Origin of the sequence: Mesoflavibacter zeaxanthinifaciens DSM 18436 (genome assembly GCF_000422365.1) — a bacterium.
Taxonomy (GTDB): domain Bacteria; phylum Bacteroidota; class Bacteroidia; order Flavobacteriales; family Flavobacteriaceae; genus Mesoflavibacter; species Mesoflavibacter zeaxanthinifaciens.
Window position 1 is genome coordinate 41,688 of sequence record NZ_AULQ01000008.1, and the last position, 16,486, is coordinate 58,173.

Here is a 16,486-nt window from a genome sequence, read left to right on the forward strand (position 1 = left end):
GGTTTCACAAAATTGCATAAAAAAAAGGATAATCTAAAATAGATTATCCTTTATATGTTAAATGCTTATTAACATTTATTCTTCTTCGTTAGTTGCTGTGTTATCAACTTTAGCTGCAGCTGGTTTAGAACCACCACGTCTACTTCTTCTTGTTGATTTTTTAGGCTTATTACCAGCGTTATAGATTTCGTTATAATCTACTAACTCGATCATAGCCATATCAGCGTTATCTCCTAAACGATTACCTAATTTGATAATACGCGTATATCCACCTGGTCTGTCTCCTACTTTAGTTGCTACTTCTCTAAATAATTCTGTAACAGCCTCTTTTTGTCTTAATCGACTAAAAACGATACGTCTATTATGAGTAGTATCTTCTTTAGCTTTTGTAATCATTGGCTCTACAAAAACTTTTAAAGCTTTTGCTTTAGCAACAGTAGTGTTGATACGCTTGTGCTCTATTAAAGAACAAGCCATGTTAGCTAACATAGATTTTCTATGTGCTGTTTTTCTACCTAAGTGGTTTATTTTTTTTCCGTGTCTCATGACATTTTTGTTTTAACCATCATCTTGCTCTACCCTTTTTGAGGAGCAAAATATGAAGTGTTAGTCTTTATCTAATTTGTATTTTGAAAGATCCATACCGAAGTTAAGACCTTTAACATTAACTAGCTCTTCAAGCTCTGTTAAAGATTTTTTACCAAAGTTACGGAACTTCATTAAATCATTTTTATTGAAAGATACTAAGTCACCTAAAGTATCTACTTCTGCAGCTTTTAAACAGTTAAGAGCACGAACAGATAAATCCATATCTACTAACTTAGTTTTAAGCAACTGTCTCATATGAAGTGATTCTTCATCATACGTTTCAGTTTGAGCTATCTCATCAGCTTCTAAAGTAATTCTCTCATCTGAGAATAACATAAAGTGGTGAATTAACGTTTTAGCTGCTTCTGTTAAAGCATCTTGTGGATTTATAGAACCATCTGTTTGAATCTCGAAAACTAACTTTTCATAATCAGTTTTTTGCTCTACACGATAATTTTCAATGCTGTATTTAACATTTTTAATTGGTGTATAAATCGAATCTGTAAAAATTGTTCCTATAGGAGCTGTAGCTTTTTTGTTTTCTTCAGCAGGAACATAACCTCTACCTTTTTCGATAGTGATTTCCATGTTAATATTTACTTTTGGATCTAAGTTACAGATTACTTGATCTGCGTTTAATACTTGAAATCCTGAAATAAATTTTTGAAAATCTCCAGCAACGATTTGTTCTTGTCCAGAAATTGAAATTGAAACAGACTCATTATCTACATCTTCTATTTGACGCTTAAAACGAACTTGTTTTAAGTTTAAGATAATTTCTGTTACGTCTTCAACAACACCTGGTATTGTAGAAAATTCGTGATCTACACCTTCTATTCTAACTGATGTTATTGCAAAACCTTCTAAAGATGAAAGTAAAACTCTACGTAAAGCATTACCAACTGTTAAACCATAACCTGGTTCTAATGGTCTGAATTCGAATTTACCTTCGAAATCAGTAGAATCAATCATGATTACTTTATCAGGTTTTTGAAAATTAAATACTGCCATATTGTTCTTCGTTTTAATTGTTATTTAGTTGCGCGGTTTATAAGTTTGAAGAGATACGAATAAACCCTTTGGCTAAATACCAATGTTAATTTATTATTTAGAGTATAATTCGACGATGAATTGCTCGTTAATATTTTCTGGTATTTGAATTCTTGCTGGTACAGATACAAAAGTTCCTTCTTTTTTCTCTGTATTCCAAGTAATCCATTCAAATACATTGCTTGAATTTGAAAGTGATCTTTCTATAGCTTCAAGTGATTTAGATTTTTCTCTTACTGCAACAACATCTCCTGCTTTTAATTGGTATGAAGGGATATTTACTACTTCACCATTAACAGTAATATGTCTGTGAGAAACTAATTGTCTTGCTCCTCTTCTTGAAGGAGAGATACCCATTCTAAATACAACGTTATCTAGTCTAGACTCACACAATTGTAATAAAACTTCACCTGTAATTCCAGGTGCTGCAGTTGCTCTTTTAAACATGTTTCTGAATTGCTTTTCTAAAATACCATAAGTATATTTAGCTTTTTGCTTTTCCATTAATTGGATTGCATATTCAGATTTTTTACCACGTCTTTTGTTTGCTCCATGTTGTCCTGGAGGGTAATTTCTTTTTTCGAAAGCTTTATCGTCTCCGAAGATAGCCTCGCCAAATTTACGAGCTATTTTAGTTTTAGGACCAGTATATCTTGCCATTTTTAAATTAATTAAAGAGTGATTATGAATTAAGGTCTTAATCTTATCCTTCGATAATCGTTAATCTCTTGTTATACTTGTTTATTAATTTTTTTCAGTTTGCAAATTTATGCAAAAAATTAATACCATCTGAAAAACAGATGATATTAATTTTATAATGTGTTTTATAACGTAAATTATTATACGTAATTAAACTCTTCTTCTTTTAGGAGGACGACATCCGTTGTGTGGTAATGGAGTAACATCTATTATTTCTGTTACTTCGATACCTGCATTGTGAATAGAACGGATAGCAGATTCTCTACCATTACCAGGACCTTTCACATAAACTTTCACCTTTTTTAAACCAGCCTCTTTAGCTACACCTGAAGCATCTTCTGCTGCTAATTGCGCTGCATAAGGAGTATTTTTTTTAGATCCTCTAAAGCCCATCTTACCTGCAGATGACCATGAAATTACGTCACCTTTTTTGTTTGTAAGTGAGATAATGATGTTGTTAAAAGAAGCTGTGATGTGTGCTTCTCCTACAGCATCAATAATAACTTTACGTTTTTTTGTACTTTTAGCGTTATTCTTTGCCATATTATTATTGTTCTTTGTTTTTAGTTAATAGTCGCTAGAATCCTAAACCTTTTATAATTTCAAACAGATTCCTTCCAACGTCTAAATACTAAAGACCAAATTGTTTATTAGCTTGCTTTTTTCTTGTTAGCAACTGTTTTTCTTCTACCTTTTCTAGTTCTAGAGTTGTTTTTAGTACGTTGTCCTCTTAATGGAAGACCTGCTCTATGACGTATCCCTCTGTAACATCCTATATCCATTAATCGCTTAATGTTTAATTGGGTTTCAGAACGTAATTCACCTTCAATAGTATAGTTACCAACAGCGTCACGGATTGCTCCGATTTGATCATCTGTCCAGTCTTGTACTTTGATGCTTTCGTCTACTTTAGCAGCTGCTAAAATTTCTTTTGCTCTACTTTTACCTACTCCGTAGATATAAGTTAAAGAGATTACTCCTCTTTTCTGTTTTGGTATGTCTACTCCTGCAATTCTTGCCATAATTACCCTTGTCTTTGTTTGAATCTAGGATTCTTTTTATTAATGACGTAAAGTCTACCTTTTCTGCGCACTATTTTACAATCTGCGCTTCTTTTTTTAATTGATGCTCTTACTTTCATCGTATTAGTATCTATAAGTTATACGAGCCTTAGTTAAATCGTAAGGACTCATTTCTAATTTTACTTTATCTCCTGGTAAAAGTTTAATGTAATGCATACGCATTTTACCAGAAATATGCGCAGTCACAATGTGACCATTTTCTAATTCTACTCGGAACATAGCATTAGATAATGCTTCTATAATTGTTCCGTCTTGTTCTATTGCTGCTTGTTTTGCCATGTTAAAAATATTAAGCTACTGCTTTTCTGTTTTTACCTGTTTTCATCAAGCCATCGTAATGTCTATTTAACAAGTAAGAGTTTACTTGTTGCATAGTATCGATTGCAACTCCAACCATAATTAATAATGATGTACCTCCAAAAAATAATGCCCATCCTTGTTGTACACCCATTAACTTAACTATAAATGCTGGGAACACAGCTATTAAAGCTAAGAATATTGAACCTGGTAACGTTATTTGAGACATTATCTTGTCTAGGTACTCTGATGTTTCTGATCCTGGACGAATACCTGGTATAAAACCACCGCTTCGTTTTAAATCATCAGCCATTTTGTTAGTAGGTACTGTAATTGCAGTATAAAAATATGTAAATATGATTATTAATAATGCAAATACTAAATTGTACCAAAAACCAAATATATCAGAGAAATTAGTTTGTAACCATAATCCTGCCGATGTATCTTCTAAGAAAGAAGATTTACCAATAAGTCCTGGAACAAACATAATTGCTTGAGCAAATATGATTGGCATTACACCTGAAGCGTTAAGCTTTAATGGAATGTATTGTCTTGACCCAAATACATTCTTTTCATAACCACCAGATGCTGTTCTTCTTGCGTATTGCACAGCTATTTTACGTACTGCCATTACTAGCAAGATTGATAATAAGATGATAGCAAACCAAATAACAACTTCAAATAGAATCATCATTACGTTATTACCATCTTGTAATCTTGAAGCAGCATTTTGTAAAAATGCTTTAGGTAAGGTAGCAATAATACCAACCATAATTAATAACGATATACCATTACCAATTCCTTTGTCAGTAATTTTTTCACCTAACCACATAGCAAAAATTGTACCTGTAACTAAGATTACTATAGAAGAAACATAAAACATTCCTCCTTGTCCTAATAAAAATGCTGAATTTGGAATACCAAACACTGGACCTAAACTAGCTAAATAACCTGGTGCTTGTACTAAGCATATTGCTATAGTTAACCATCTTGTTATTTGTGTTATTTTCTTTTGTCCGCTTGCACCTTCTTTTTGTAGTTTTTGTAAGTAAGGAATAGCTATTCCCATTAATTGAACTACAATAGAGGCTGAAATGTAAGGCATGATTCCTAGAGCAAAAACTGATGCATTTGCAAAAGCTCCACCAGTAAAGGCATTTAATAATCCAAATAAACCTTCACTAGTTTCAGTTTGTAAGTTAGATAACTGGGCAGCATCAATACCTGGTAATACCACTTGTGCTCCAAATCTATAAACTAATAACAAACCAACAGTAACGATGATTCTGTTTCTTAGTTCTTCGATTTTCCAAACATTTTTTAATGTCTCTATAAATTTCATGCGTCTATAATTCTTATAAAGTTACAGCTTCTCCTCCTGCAGCTTCGATAGCAGCTTTAGCAGTAGCAGTAAATTTATGAGCTGTTACGTTTAACTTTGATTTTAATTCACCTCTTCCTAAGATTTTAACTAATTCGTTTTTACCAACTAGTCCTAAACTTACAAGTGTTTCAAAATCTAAAGTATCATTAATTTTCTTATCGTCAACTAATTGTTGGATAGTGTCAAGGTTAACTCCTTGATACTCTTTACGATTTATGTTAGTAAAGCCAAACTTAGGCACTCTACGTTGGATTGGCATTTGCCCTCCTTCGAAACCTACTTTTTTAGAGTATCCTGATCTAGATTTAGCTCCTTTGTGTCCACGTGTTGCAGTACCACCTTTACCAGAACCTTGACCTCTACCTACTCTTTTTCCTTGACCTTTAACTGAACCTTCTGCAGGTTTTAAATTACTTAAATCCATTTTTCAGTATTATTATTTAATTTCTTCTACAGAAACTAAGTGATTTACTTTTGCTACCATTCCTAAGATATTAGGAGTAGCCTCGTGCTCTACAACTTGCCCAATCTTTTTAAGACCAAGAGCTTCTAAAGTTCTCTTTTGTCTTTGAGTTCTATTGATTGCGCTTTTAACTTTTTTTACTTTTATCTTAGACATTTCTGTTTTGATTAACCGTTAAAAACTTTTTCTAAAGAGATTCCTCTTTCACGAGCAATCGATTGTGGGTCTCTTAATTGTAATAAAGCATCAAAAGTAGCTTTTACTACATTGTGTGGGTTTGATGATCCTTGAGACTTAGATAATACATCGTGTACACCTACTGCTTCTAAAACTGTTCTAACAGCTCCTCCAGCAATTACTCCTGTACCAGGAGCTGCAGGTATGATGTTTACTCTTGCACCACCATATTTACCTTTTTGTTCGTGAGGTAATGTTCCTTTTGATATAGGTATACGTACTAAATTTTTCTTAGCATCTTCTATTGCTTTTGCTATTGCACTAGCAACATCTTTTGATTTACCTAGACCATGTCCTACAACACCTGCTTCATCACCAACCACAACGATTGCTGAAAATCCAAATGCTCTACCTCCTTTAGTTACTTTAGTAACTCTTTGCACTCCAACTAAACGATCTTTAAGATCTAATCCACTTGGTTTTACTAACTCTGCGCTTTTGTATTTTTGATACATAATTTCTTAGAATTTAAGTCCTCCTTCTCTAGCTCCTTCAGCTAATGATTTTACTCTTCCGTGATATAAATAACCACCTCTATCAAAAGAAATAGTTTCAACACCAGCCTTTAAGGCTTTTTCAGCGATAGACTTACCTACTAATGCAGCTATTTCTACTTTATTACCTTTTGAAGAACTAATATCTTTATCTCTTGAAGATGCAGCTACTAGTGTTTTACCTGTAACGTCATCTACTATTTGAGCATAAATTTCTTTATTACTTCTGAAAACAGATAATCTCGGTCTTGCTTCTGTACCAGAAACAATCTTACGAATTCTGCTTTTTATTCTTGATCTTCTTTGTGATTTTGTTAACGCCATAACTAAATTATTATGCTGATTTACCAGCTTTTCTTCTTAATTCTTCTCCAACAAACTTAATACCTTTTCCTTTGTATGGTTCAGGCTTTCTAAATCCTCTGATCTTAGCAGCTACTTGACCTACTAATTGCTTATCAAAAGATGAAAGTTTAATAATTGGATTTTTACCTTTTTCAGAAACTGTTTCAACTTTAATTTCTGGTGCTAAACTCATCACTATATTGTGAGAAAAACCTAAGGCTAATTCTAAAACATTACCTTGGTTACTTGCTCTGTATCCTACTCCGACTAACTCTAGTTCTTTAGTCCATCCTTTAGATACTCCTTCAATCATATTATTGATCAAAGAACGGTATAAACCGTGCTTAGCTTTATGTTGTTTAGTTTCTGCAGAACGTGTTACTAATACGTTTCCTTCTTCTACTTTTACTTCTACAGTATCAAAATCTTGAGTTAATTCCCCTAATTTTCCTTTTACCGTAATTGTATTATCTTTTACTGTTACAGTTACTCCTTCTGGAATGGCAACTGGATTATTTCCTATTCTTGACATTTTCTTTCTGGATTTTTAATTAGTAAACGTAACATAAAACTTCGCCACCTACATTCTCTCTTTGGGCTTGTTTACCTGTCATTACTCCGTGAGAAGTAGAAACAATTGCAATACCTAAACCGTTAAGAATTCTTGGCATTTCTTTAGAACCTGAGTACTTACGTAAACCAGGTTTACTAATTCTTTGAATTTTTCTAATTACTGGCTCTTTTGTCTCTTTATTGTACTTAAGAGCTATCTTGATAGTTCCTTGTACTGAAGAGTCATCAAATTTATAACTTAAAATATATCCTTGATCGAATAATATTTTAGTTATATCCTTTTTTAAATTTGAAGCAGGGATTTCAACTACTCTATGATTAGCACGCACAGCGTTTCTAATTCTAGTTAAATAATCTGCTATTGGATCTGTATACATATGTATTAATTTGCGGACTTGGTTTTTGCACTATTGCAAACCTTAATCCAATTTATAATAATTTTACCAACTTGCTTTTTTAACACCTGGTATTAAACCTTTGTTTGCCATTTCTCTAAACATTACACGAGAGATACCAAAAGTACGCATATATCCTTTTGGTCTTCCTGTTAGTTTACATCTATTGTGCATACGAACCGGAGATGCATTTTTTGGTAACTTTTGTAATGCTTCGTAATCTCCAGCTTCTTTTAAAGCTTTACGTTTCTCAGCATATTTAGCTACTGTTTTTGCTCTTTTAACCTCACGGGCTTTCATTGATTCTTTAGCCATAATTTAGTTTTTTTGAAAAGGCAATCCTAATTCTGTTAATAATGATTTTGCTTCTTTATCAGTTTCAGCAGAAGTTACAAATGTAATATCCATTCCGTCAATTTTATTAACTTTATCGATATTTATTTCTGGAAATATAATTTGTTCAGTAACTCCTAGGTTGTAGTTACCTCTTCCGTCAAAACCTGTAGCTTTAATTCCGTTAAAATCTCTTACACGTGGTAACGCAGTAGTGATTAAACGATCTAAAAACTCATACATTCTTTCTCCACGTAAAGTAACTTTTGCTCCGATTGGCATTCCTTTACGTAATTTGAAAGACGCAACATCCTTTTTAGACATAGTAGCAACAGCCTTTTGACCAGTAATAGTTGTTAATTCTTCTACTGCGTGGTCTACTAATTTTTTATCTGCTACTGCAGCACCAACACCTCTAGAAAGCACTATTTTTTCTAGCTTTGGTACTTGCATAACGTTACTATATCCAAATTCTTCTGTAAGAGCTGCAATTACTTTGCTTTTATACTCTTCTTTTAGTCTCGGTGAATATCCCATAACTATAATACTTCATTAGATTTTTTAGAAAATCTTACTTTTTTATCACCTTCCATTCTATAACCTACTCTAGTTGTTTCTCCTTTAGAAGTTAACAATGATAAGTTTGAAATGTTAATTGGTGCTTCTTTTTCTACAATACCACCTTGAGGGTTTTGTGCACTTGGTTTAGTATGTTTCTTAACCATGTTCACGCCTTCTACTATAGCTTTGTTTTTTTCGATAAGCACTTTTTGTACTGTACCTTCAGATCCTTTATGATCACCTGCTATAACTTTTACGGTATCTCCTGTTTTTATTTTAAGCTTTGCCATCTTATTTATCAATTAAAGCACCTCTGGTGCTAATGATACAATTTTCATGAATTGTTTATCACGAAGTTCTCTAGCTACAGGTCCAAATACACGTGTTCCTCTCATTTCTCCTGTTGGATTTAATAAAACACATGCGTTATCGTCAAATCTAATATAAGATCCATCTGGACGTCTAACTTCTTTTTTGGTACGAACAACTACTGCAGTAGAAACAGCTCCTTTTTTAACGTTTCCGTTAGGAGTTGCATCTTTTACTGAAACGACAATTTTGTCTCCTACAGAAGCATATCTTCTTTTAGTACCACCTAGAACACGAATAGTTAATACTTCTTTTGCTCCAGTGTTGTCTGCTACTTTTAATCTTGATTCTTGTTGTACCATAATTACTTCGCTCTTTCAATTATTTCAACTAATCTCCAACATTTAGATTTACTTAAAGGTCTTGTTTCCATGATCTTTACAGTATCACCAATGTTACAATCATTTGTCTCGTCGTGTGCTACGTATTTTTTAGTCTTTAATACGAACTTTCCGTACATTGGGTGTTTTACTTTTTTAACCTCAGAAACCACAATTGACTTCTGCATTTTGTTACTAGTAACTACACCTATACGCTCTTTTCTTAAATTTCTATTTTCCATCTTTAAGCAGAATTATTTTAAATCTCTTTTAGTTAATTCCGTAGCTATTCTAGCAACATCACGTCTTACTGAACGTAATTGAATAGGATTCTCTAAAGGAGAGACTGCATGAGCCATTTTTAAATCTACATAGCTCTTTTTTGTTTCACTAAGTTTCTCTTGTAACTCAGCTACAGATAATTCTTTAATTTCTGACTGTTTCATAATATTAATTAATTATGCTTCGTAATCTCTAGCGATTACAAACTTAGTTTTTACTGGTAATTTTTGAGCTGCAAGTCTTAATGCTTCTTTAGCAACGTCTAAAGGCACACCTCCAACTTCAAATAAGATTCTTCCTGGTTTAACAACAGCTGCCCAATATTCTACAGCACCTTTACCTTTACCCATACGTACTTCAAGAGGTTTCTTTGTAATAGGCTTGTCTGGAAATATTTTAATCCATAATTGCCCTTCTCTTTTCATGTAACGAGTAGCTGCAATACGAGCTGCTTCAATTTGACGTGAAGTTAGAAAGTTAGAATCTAATGATTTTATTCCAAAAGTTCCGTAAGATAATTGGTGACCTCTTCCAGAGTTACCTTTCATACGTCCCTTTTGTTGTTTTCTAAATTTTGTTCTTTTAGGCTGTAACATTTTTTCTGTGCTTTAAAAAATTACTTTCTACGACGTGATTTATTATCTCTCTTTCCACCACGACCACCTTTTCCTTGCTTCTTAGATAATCCAACAAGAGGAGAAAGCTCTCTTTTTCCATATACTTCACCTTTCATGATCCATACCTTAACACCTAGTCTACCATAAGTAGTGTGTGCTTCAACTAAAGCATAGTCAATATCGGCTCTAAAAGTTGATAAAGGAATACGTCCTTCTTTGTAATGTTCTGAACGTGCCATTTCAGCACCGTTTAAACGACCACTAATTTGAACTTTAATTCCTTCTGCATTCATACGCATTGTTGCAGCAATAGCCATTTTAATTGCTCTTCTGTAAGAAATACGATTTTCTATTTGGCGAGCAATACTTGATGCAACTAAAAACGCATCTAGTTCAGGTCTTTTTATTTCAAAAATATTAATCTGAACTTCTTTACCAGTAATTTTCTTAAGCTCTTCTTTTAACTTGTCTACCTCTTGGCCACCTTTACCGATAATAATACCAGGTCTAGCAGTAGTGATAGTAACGGTTACAAGTTTAAGAGTTCTTTCGATAATTACTCTTGATACACTAGCTTTAGATAAACGAGCATAAACATACTTTCTTATCTTATCGTCTTCGGCAAGTTTATCACCATAATCGTTTCCTCCGTACCAGTTAGATTCCCATCCTCTGATAATTCCTAAGCGATTTCCGATTGGATTTGTTTTTTGTCCCATATCTATCTTAGCTTTGTGTATTATTGTTAGCTCCTACTACGATTGTTACGTGGTTTGAGCGTTTTCTTATTCTGTGTGCACGTCCTTGAGGAGCTGGTCTTAATCTTTTTAACATAGATCCACCATCAACTCTTATCTCTTGAACAAAAAGTTCAGCATCTTCTATACTAGCATCTTCATTTTTTGCTTGCCAGTTAGCTATCGCAGATAATAATAATTTTTCTAAACGATTTGAAGCTTCTTTTTGGCTAAACTTTAAAATATTAAGTGCTTTTTCTACGCGTTCACCTCTAACTAAATCAGCAACTAAACGCATTTTTCTTGGTGACGTAGGACAGTTATTAAGCTTTGCAAAAGCTACTTGCTTTTTTGCATCCTTAATAGCGTCTGCCATTTGTTTTTTACGACTTCCCATAGCTTACTTTTTTCCTTTATTTTTAGCACCAGCATGTCCTCTAAAAGATCTTGTTGGTGAAAATTCTCCTAATTTATGTCCAACCATGTTTTCTGTAACATAAACTGGAACAAACTGACGACCGTTGTGTACTGCGATTGTTTGACCAACAAAATCAGGTGTAATCATACTAGCTCTTGACCATGTTTTGATTACTGTTTTTTTGTTAGCTTCTACATTAGCAGCTACTTTCTTTTCTAATTTATAATGAACGTAAGGTCCTTTTTTTAATGATCTTGCCATGTCTTATTATTTCTTTCTACGTTCTACAATGTACTTGTTACTTGCTTTTGTTTTAGAACGGGTTCTGTAACCTTTAGCAGGTACACCGTTTCTAGAACGTGGATGTCCACCTGCAGACTTACCTTCACCACCTCCCATTGGATGATCAACTGGGTTCATAACTACAGGTCTTGTTCTTGGACGTCTTCCTAACCATCTACTACGTCCTGCTTTACCAGAAACTAACAATTGATGATCTGAGTTAGATACAGCTCCAATTGTAGCCATACATGTAGACAAGATTAATCTAGTTTCTCCTGAAGGTAATTTGATCGTAACAAATTTACCATCCTTTGCCATTAATTGTGCAAAAGCACCAGCACTACGTGCCATAACAGCACCTTGACCAGGTCTTAACTCTACACAAGAAATAATTGTACCTAATGGTATATTAGCTAATGGCATAGCATTTCCAATTTCAGGAGATGCAGTTTCACCAGAAACAACAGTTTGCCCAACTTTTAATCCATTTTGAGCAATAATATATGCTTTTTCACCATCTTGATAGTTTAATAAAGCAATAAACGCTGTTCTGTTTGGATCGTATTGAATCGAAGCAACTTCAGCAGGAACACCTACTTTAGTTCTTTTAAAATCGATAATACGATACCTTCTTTTATGACCACCACCTTTGTAGCGCATAGTCATACGTCCTTGACTGTTTCTACCACCTGATCTTTTTTTCGGAGCTAATAAACTTTTCTCCGGCTTGTCAGTAGTAACGGCGTCAAACCCGTTTACTACTCTAAATCGCTGACCTGGTGTGATTGGTTTTAATTTTCTTACTGACATTTGTCTTTAATTACATGTTAGTGTATAAATCAATCATTTCACCTTCCGCCAGTTGTACAATTGCTTTTTTCATTGCATTTGTTTTACCATGTTGAATACCAGTTTTTGTATACTTAGTATTTCTATCTGGACGGACATTTATAGTACGAACTTTTTCTACAGAAACGCCATAAGCAGCTTCTACTGCTTTTTTAATTTCTACCTTGTTCGCCTTTGTGTTCACGAAGAAACTGTAACAGTTATTTAATTCACTGTTTGCAGTTGCTTTTTCTGTGATTATAGGTTTAATTAAGATACTCATTTTGTTTCTTATTTACTTAAGTTCGACTCAATTCCTTCTAAAGAACCCTCTAAAAGGACAACTTGATTTGCATTTAGTATTTTATAAGTGTTTAATTCTGAAGAAGTTACAACTTCAGACCCTTTTAAATTACGTGACGACAAATATACGTTATTATTTGACGCACCCAAGACAAACAATGATTTTTTATCTTGTAGGTTTAATGCGTTTAAAATTGCTGTAAAGTTTTTAGTCTTTGGAGTGTCAAAATTAAAGTCTTCTAAAACTATAATTGATTTCTCGTTTGCCTTAATACTTAATGCAGACTTACGCGCTAAACGCTTTAAGTTTTTATTTAATTTAAAAGAGTAGTTTCTTGGTCTTGGTCCGAACATACGTCCTCCTCCTTTAAACACTCCTGATTTGATACTACCAGCTCTGGCAGTACCAGTACCCTTTTGCTTTTTAATTTTACGAGTACTTCCTGCAATTTCTGCTCTTTCTTTAGACTTATGCGTACCTTGTCTTTGATTTGCTAGGTATTGCTTTACATCTAAATATACAGCATGATTGTTAGGCTCTATAGCAAAAACACCATCAGAAAGGTCTGCCTTTCTTCCTGTTTCTTTTCCGTTTATATCTAAAACTGCTACTTTCATTACTTTCTGATAATTACATAAGCGTTTTTGTGTCCAGGTACACAACCTTTAACAACAAGTAAGTTCTTTTCTGGAACTACTTTTAAAACTCTTAAATTTTCAACTTTAATTGAGTCTCCACCCATACGACCTGCCATACGCATTCCTTTGAATACTCTTGCAGGATAAGATGCAGCACCAATAGATCCTGGTGCTCTTAAACGGTTATGTTGACCATGAGTAGCTTGTCCTACTCCGCCAAAACCATGACGTTTAACAACTCCTTGAAATCCTTTTCCTTTTGATGTCCCTGAAACATCAACAAACTCACCTTCAGCGAAGTGATCTACAGTGATTGCATCACCTAATTTGTACTCCTCCTCAAAACCTTTAAATTCGACAAGTTTGCGTTTTACAGAAGTACCTGCTTTTTTAGCGTGACCTAAGTCTGCTTTTGTAGCACTTTTTTCTGTCGCGTCATCGAAACCTAATTGTACAGCATTGTAGCCATCAACTTCTTCAGTTCTGACTTGGGTAACGATACATGGTCCAGCTTCGATTACTGTACATGGAATGTTTTTTCCATTTTCATCAAAGATGCTGGTCATACCGATCTTTTTTCCAATTAACCCAGACATATTTATTTATTTAGTTATTAATTTATTTATTAAAATTCAAGGCTGAAAAATACGTTTCAGCCTTGAATTGTATTTTTTACCGTTTTTCCTTCGCTCGCAGCTCCGGACATGTTTCGTTTAAATTCCTTAAACGAATTTTAATCTTACTTACACTTTGATTTCAACTTCAACTCCACTTGGTAATTCAAGCTTCATTAAAGCATCAATTGTCTTAGAAGATGAAGAGTATATATCTAATAATCTCTTGTAAGAGCTTAATTGAAATTGTTCTCTAGACTTCTTATTTACGTGTGGTGAACGTAATACAGTGAAAATCTTTTTGTGTGTTGGTAATGGAATTGGTCCAGTTACTACAGCACCAGTACTTTTTACTGTTTTTACAATCTTTTCAGCAGACTTGTCTACTAAATTGTGATCGTAAGACTTTAATTTTATTCTGATTTTTTGACTCATTTTCTTAAGATTTACGATTCAGCGCCTTTAGCAGCTTTTATTACTTCTTCTGAAATGTTAGATGGAGTTTCTGCATAATGAGAAAATTCCATTGTAGAAGTTGCACGTCCTGAAGATAATGTTCTTAATGTAGTTACATATCCAAACATTTCTGATAATGGTACAGTTGCTTTTACTGTTTTAGCTCCTGCTCTGTCACCCATATCACTAACTTGTCCTCTACGACGGTTTAAGTCTCCTACGATATCACCCATGTTTTCTTCTGGAGTGATAACTTCTAACTTCATTATTGGTTCCATTATTACAGCTTTTGCAGCTTTTGCAGCAGCTTTGAAACCTAATTTAGCAGCTAATTCGAACGATAACTGATCAGAATCCACATCGTGGTAAGATCCATCTGTTAAAGTCACTTTCATAGCGTCTACTTCGTATCCTGCTAATGGACCATTTTTCATAGCCTCTTTAAATCCTTTTTCTACTGAAGGAACAAATTCTTTTGGTACGTTACCTCCTTTAATTTCAGAGACAAATTCTAAACCATCTTTTCCTTCTTCAGCTGGCTCTAAAGTAAATACAATGTCTGCGAATTTACCACGTCCACCAGATTGCTTTTTATAAACTTCTCTGTGTTCTGCACGTTGTGTAACTGCTTCTTTGTACTCTACTTGAGGTTGACCTTGACTTACTTCAACTTTAAATTCACGCTTTAAACGATCTACAATAATATCTAAGTGAAGCTCACCCATTCCAGATATAATTGTTTGACCAGAAGCTTCATCAGTTCTAGCTGTAAATGTTGGATCTTCTTCAGCTAATTTAGCTAAAGCCATACCTAATTTATCAACATCTGCTTTAGTCTTTGGTTCTACCGCGATACCGATTACTGGATCTGGGAATTCCATAGATTCTAAAACGATTGGTGCATTTTCTGAAGATAAAGTATCTCCTGTTTTAATATCTTTAAAACCTACAGCTGCTCCAATATCTCCTGCTTCGATAAAATCGATTGCATTTTGTTTATTAGAGTGCATTTGGTAAATACGAGAGATACGTTCTTTTTTACCTGAACGATTGTTTAATACATAAGAACCTGCATCTAAACGTCCAGAATAAGCACGGAAGAATGCTAAACGTCCTACGAACGGATCTGTAGCAATCTTAAACGCTAAAGCTGAAAATGGATCTTTAGCATCTGGCTTACGAACAACAGAATCTCCTGTATTAGGATCTGTTCCTACAATATTATCTCTATCTAATGGAGAAGGTAAATAACGACATACAGCATCTAATAAAAACTGCACACCTTTATTTTTGAAAGAAGAACCACATACCATTGGTATAATAGCCATATCCATTACAGCAGCTCTAAGCGCAGCATGCACTTCTTCTTCTGTAATAGAATCTTCATCTTCCATGAATTTCTCTAATAAATTCTCGTCGTAAGTTGCAACTTCTTCAATTAAAAGTGCACGGTACTTACGCGCTTCTTCTTTCATATCTTCTGGAATATCGATAACATCAAAAGTAGCCCCTTGAGTTTCGTCATGCCATACGATAGCTCTGTTTTTTACTAAGTCTATGATACCTTTAAAGTCTGCCTCATCACCAATATTTAAAACGATTGGCACAGCGTTAGACTTTAACATATCTTTTACTTGCTGACATACCGCTAAGAAATTAGATCCTTGACGGTCCATTTTGTTAACAAATCCGATACGTGGTACTTTATAATTATCAGCAAGTCTCCAGTTAGTTTCAGATTGCGGCTCAACACCATCTACTGCACTAAATAAGAATACTAAACCGTCTAATACACGTAAAGAACGGTTTACCTCTACTGTAAAATCAACGTGACCAGGAGTATCAATGATGTTAAAGTGATAATCTTTAGTTTCTGGTAATGGTTGTGCGTTTTCCATTGGAAACTTCCACGTACAAGTTGTAGCAGCTGAAGTAATTGTTATACCTCTTTCTTGCTCTTGCTCCATCCAGTCCATAGTAGCAGCACCATCATGTACCTCTCCTATCTTATGAGAAACTCCTGTATAATAAAGAATACGCTCTGTTGTTGTAGTTTTACCTGCATCAATATGAGCTGCAATTCCTATGTTTCTTGTATATTTTAAATCTCTTGCCATTTC

Annotated in this window: 30 protein-coding genes; all 30 read right to left on the minus strand. The window is 34.0% G+C overall.

The genetic code is table 11. The features are described from left to right. Nucleotides 1-75: 75 nt before the first annotated feature. Nucleotides 76-546 carry a 50S ribosomal protein L17 gene (gene rplQ / locus H574_RS0108605; protein WP_027880188.1) on the minus strand — a complete coding sequence of 157 codons (471 nt, stop codon included), beginning with the start codon at nt 544-546 and terminating at the stop codon, nt 76-78. Nucleotides 547-606: 60 nt separating this feature from the next. After that, nucleotides 607-1,599: a DNA-directed RNA polymerase subunit alpha gene (locus H574_RS0108610; RefSeq protein ID WP_027880189.1), complete on the minus strand. Its 993-nt coding sequence runs from the start codon at nt 1,597-1,599 to the stop codon at nt 607-609. Nucleotides 1,600-1,692: 93 nt separating this feature from the next. Continuing rightward, entirely contained in the window at nt 1,693-2,298 is a 606-nt protein-coding gene (gene rpsD, locus H574_RS0108615; protein WP_027880190.1) for a 30S ribosomal protein S4, read from the minus strand. A 189-nt stretch (nt 2,299-2,487) separates the two neighbouring features. Then, nucleotides 2,488-2,880 carry a 30S ribosomal protein S11 gene (rpsK, locus tag H574_RS0108620; RefSeq protein ID WP_027880191.1) on the minus strand — a complete coding sequence of 131 codons (393 nt, stop codon included), beginning with the start codon at nt 2,878-2,880 and terminating at the stop codon, nt 2,488-2,490. A gap of 107 nt (nt 2,881-2,987) precedes the next feature. Next, nucleotides 2,988-3,359: a 30S ribosomal protein S13 gene (gene rpsM, locus H574_RS0108625; RefSeq protein WP_027880192.1), complete on the minus strand. Its 372-nt coding sequence runs from the start codon at nt 3,357-3,359 to the stop codon at nt 2,988-2,990. A 2-nt stretch (nt 3,360-3,361) separates the two neighbouring features. After that, a complete protein-coding gene (gene ykgO / locus H574_RS14570) occupies nt 3,362-3,478 on the minus strand; it encodes a type B 50S ribosomal protein L36 (protein WP_010519235.1) in 117 nt (38 codons plus the stop codon). A gap of 4 nt (nt 3,479-3,482) precedes the next feature. Continuing rightward, the gene (infA, locus tag H574_RS0108630; RefSeq protein WP_007094967.1) at nt 3,483-3,698 is read right to left on the minus strand and encodes a translation initiation factor IF-1; all 216 of its coding nucleotides are present in this window, start codon (nt 3,696-3,698) and stop codon (nt 3,483-3,485) included. 10 nt (nt 3,699-3,708) lie between these two features. After that, entirely contained in the window at nt 3,709-5,058 is a 1,350-nt protein-coding gene (gene secY / locus H574_RS0108635; protein ID WP_027880193.1) for a preprotein translocase subunit SecY, read from the minus strand. Nucleotides 5,059-5,071: 13 nt separating this feature from the next. Beyond that, nucleotides 5,072-5,524: a 50S ribosomal protein L15 gene (gene rplO / locus H574_RS0108640; RefSeq protein WP_027880194.1), complete on the minus strand. Its 453-nt coding sequence runs from the start codon at nt 5,522-5,524 to the stop codon at nt 5,072-5,074. A gap of 12 nt (nt 5,525-5,536) precedes the next feature. After that, on the minus strand, nt 5,537-5,719 hold the full coding sequence (gene rpmD / locus H574_RS0108645; protein ID WP_027880195.1) for a 50S ribosomal protein L30: 183 nt from the start codon (nt 5,717-5,719) through the stop codon (nt 5,537-5,539). 11 nt (nt 5,720-5,730) lie between these two features. Beyond that, on the minus strand, nt 5,731-6,255 hold the full coding sequence (gene rpsE / locus H574_RS0108650; protein ID WP_027880196.1) for a 30S ribosomal protein S5: 525 nt from the start codon (nt 6,253-6,255) through the stop codon (nt 5,731-5,733). A 6-nt stretch (nt 6,256-6,261) separates the two neighbouring features. Next, nucleotides 6,262-6,618, minus strand: a complete 357-nt coding sequence (gene rplR / locus H574_RS0108655; RefSeq protein ID WP_027880197.1) for a 50S ribosomal protein L18 — start codon at nt 6,616-6,618, stop codon at nt 6,262-6,264. Between the two features lie 10 nt (nt 6,619-6,628). Then, complete coding sequence (gene rplF / locus H574_RS0108660; protein ID WP_027880198.1) at nt 6,629-7,171, minus strand: 50S ribosomal protein L6; 543 nt, start codon at nt 7,169-7,171, stop codon at nt 6,629-6,631. Nucleotides 7,172-7,190: 19 nt separating this feature from the next. Further along, entirely contained in the window at nt 7,191-7,589 is a 399-nt protein-coding gene (rpsH, locus tag H574_RS0108665; RefSeq protein ID WP_027880199.1) for a 30S ribosomal protein S8, read from the minus strand. A gap of 63 nt (nt 7,590-7,652) precedes the next feature. Further along, complete coding sequence (gene rpsN / locus H574_RS0108670; RefSeq protein ID WP_027880200.1) at nt 7,653-7,922, minus strand: 30S ribosomal protein S14; 270 nt, start codon at nt 7,920-7,922, stop codon at nt 7,653-7,655. A gap of 3 nt (nt 7,923-7,925) precedes the next feature. After that, on the minus strand, nt 7,926-8,477 hold the full coding sequence (gene rplE, locus H574_RS0108675; RefSeq protein ID WP_027880201.1) for a 50S ribosomal protein L5: 552 nt from the start codon (nt 8,475-8,477) through the stop codon (nt 7,926-7,928). Nucleotides 8,478-8,479: 2 nt separating this feature from the next. Further along, nucleotides 8,480-8,791, minus strand: coding sequence for a 50S ribosomal protein L24 (gene rplX, locus H574_RS0108680; RefSeq protein ID WP_027880202.1), 312 nt, complete (start codon nt 8,789-8,791; stop codon nt 8,480-8,482). Nucleotides 8,792-8,803: 12 nt separating this feature from the next. Beyond that, nucleotides 8,804-9,172: a 50S ribosomal protein L14 gene (gene rplN / locus H574_RS0108685; RefSeq protein ID WP_027880203.1), complete on the minus strand. Its 369-nt coding sequence runs from the start codon at nt 9,170-9,172 to the stop codon at nt 8,804-8,806. A gap of 2 nt (nt 9,173-9,174) precedes the next feature. Continuing rightward, the gene (gene rpsQ / locus H574_RS0108690) at nt 9,175-9,432 is read right to left on the minus strand and encodes a 30S ribosomal protein S17 (RefSeq protein ID WP_027880204.1); all 258 of its coding nucleotides are present in this window, start codon (nt 9,430-9,432) and stop codon (nt 9,175-9,177) included. A gap of 12 nt (nt 9,433-9,444) precedes the next feature. Continuing rightward, the gene (gene rpmC, locus H574_RS0108695; protein WP_027880205.1) at nt 9,445-9,636 is read right to left on the minus strand and encodes a 50S ribosomal protein L29; all 192 of its coding nucleotides are present in this window, start codon (nt 9,634-9,636) and stop codon (nt 9,445-9,447) included. A gap of 12 nt (nt 9,637-9,648) precedes the next feature. Beyond that, complete coding sequence (gene rplP, locus H574_RS0108700; protein ID WP_027880206.1) at nt 9,649-10,068, minus strand: 50S ribosomal protein L16; 420 nt, start codon at nt 10,066-10,068, stop codon at nt 9,649-9,651. A 20-nt stretch (nt 10,069-10,088) separates the two neighbouring features. Next, nucleotides 10,089-10,808 carry a 30S ribosomal protein S3 gene (gene rpsC, locus H574_RS0108705; RefSeq protein WP_027880207.1) on the minus strand — a complete coding sequence of 240 codons (720 nt, stop codon included), beginning with the start codon at nt 10,806-10,808 and terminating at the stop codon, nt 10,089-10,091. 7 nt (nt 10,809-10,815) lie between these two features. Beyond that, on the minus strand, nt 10,816-11,223 hold the full coding sequence (rplV, locus tag H574_RS0108710) for a 50S ribosomal protein L22 (protein WP_027880208.1): 408 nt from the start codon (nt 11,221-11,223) through the stop codon (nt 10,816-10,818). 3 nt (nt 11,224-11,226) lie between these two features. Then, a complete protein-coding gene (gene rpsS / locus H574_RS0108715) occupies nt 11,227-11,505 on the minus strand; it encodes a 30S ribosomal protein S19 (protein ID WP_027880209.1) in 279 nt (92 codons plus the stop codon). A gap of 6 nt (nt 11,506-11,511) precedes the next feature. Beyond that, nucleotides 11,512-12,336: a 50S ribosomal protein L2 gene (gene rplB / locus H574_RS0108720; protein WP_027880210.1), complete on the minus strand. Its 825-nt coding sequence runs from the start codon at nt 12,334-12,336 to the stop codon at nt 11,512-11,514. A 10-nt stretch (nt 12,337-12,346) separates the two neighbouring features. Then, nucleotides 12,347-12,637, minus strand: a complete 291-nt coding sequence (gene rplW / locus H574_RS0108725; protein ID WP_027880211.1) for a 50S ribosomal protein L23 — start codon at nt 12,635-12,637, stop codon at nt 12,347-12,349. Between the two features lie 8 nt (nt 12,638-12,645). Continuing rightward, nucleotides 12,646-13,275: a 50S ribosomal protein L4 gene (rplD, locus tag H574_RS0108730; protein ID WP_027880212.1), complete on the minus strand. Its 630-nt coding sequence runs from the start codon at nt 13,273-13,275 to the stop codon at nt 12,646-12,648. After that, the gene (gene rplC, locus H574_RS0108735) at nt 13,275-13,892 is read right to left on the minus strand and encodes a 50S ribosomal protein L3 (protein WP_027880213.1); all 618 of its coding nucleotides are present in this window, start codon (nt 13,890-13,892) and stop codon (nt 13,275-13,277) included. The genes rplD and rplC overlap by 1 nt, the downstream gene beginning before the upstream one ends. Nucleotides 13,893-14,039: 147 nt before the next feature. Continuing rightward, a complete protein-coding gene (gene rpsJ / locus H574_RS0108740) occupies nt 14,040-14,345 on the minus strand; it encodes a 30S ribosomal protein S10 (protein WP_010181931.1) in 306 nt (101 codons plus the stop codon). Between the two features lie 11 nt (nt 14,346-14,356). Next, nucleotides 14,357-16,483, minus strand: a complete 2,127-nt coding sequence (gene fusA / locus H574_RS0108745; protein ID WP_027880214.1) for an elongation factor G — start codon at nt 16,481-16,483, stop codon at nt 14,357-14,359. Between the last annotated feature and the right edge of the window lie 3 nt (nt 16,484-16,486).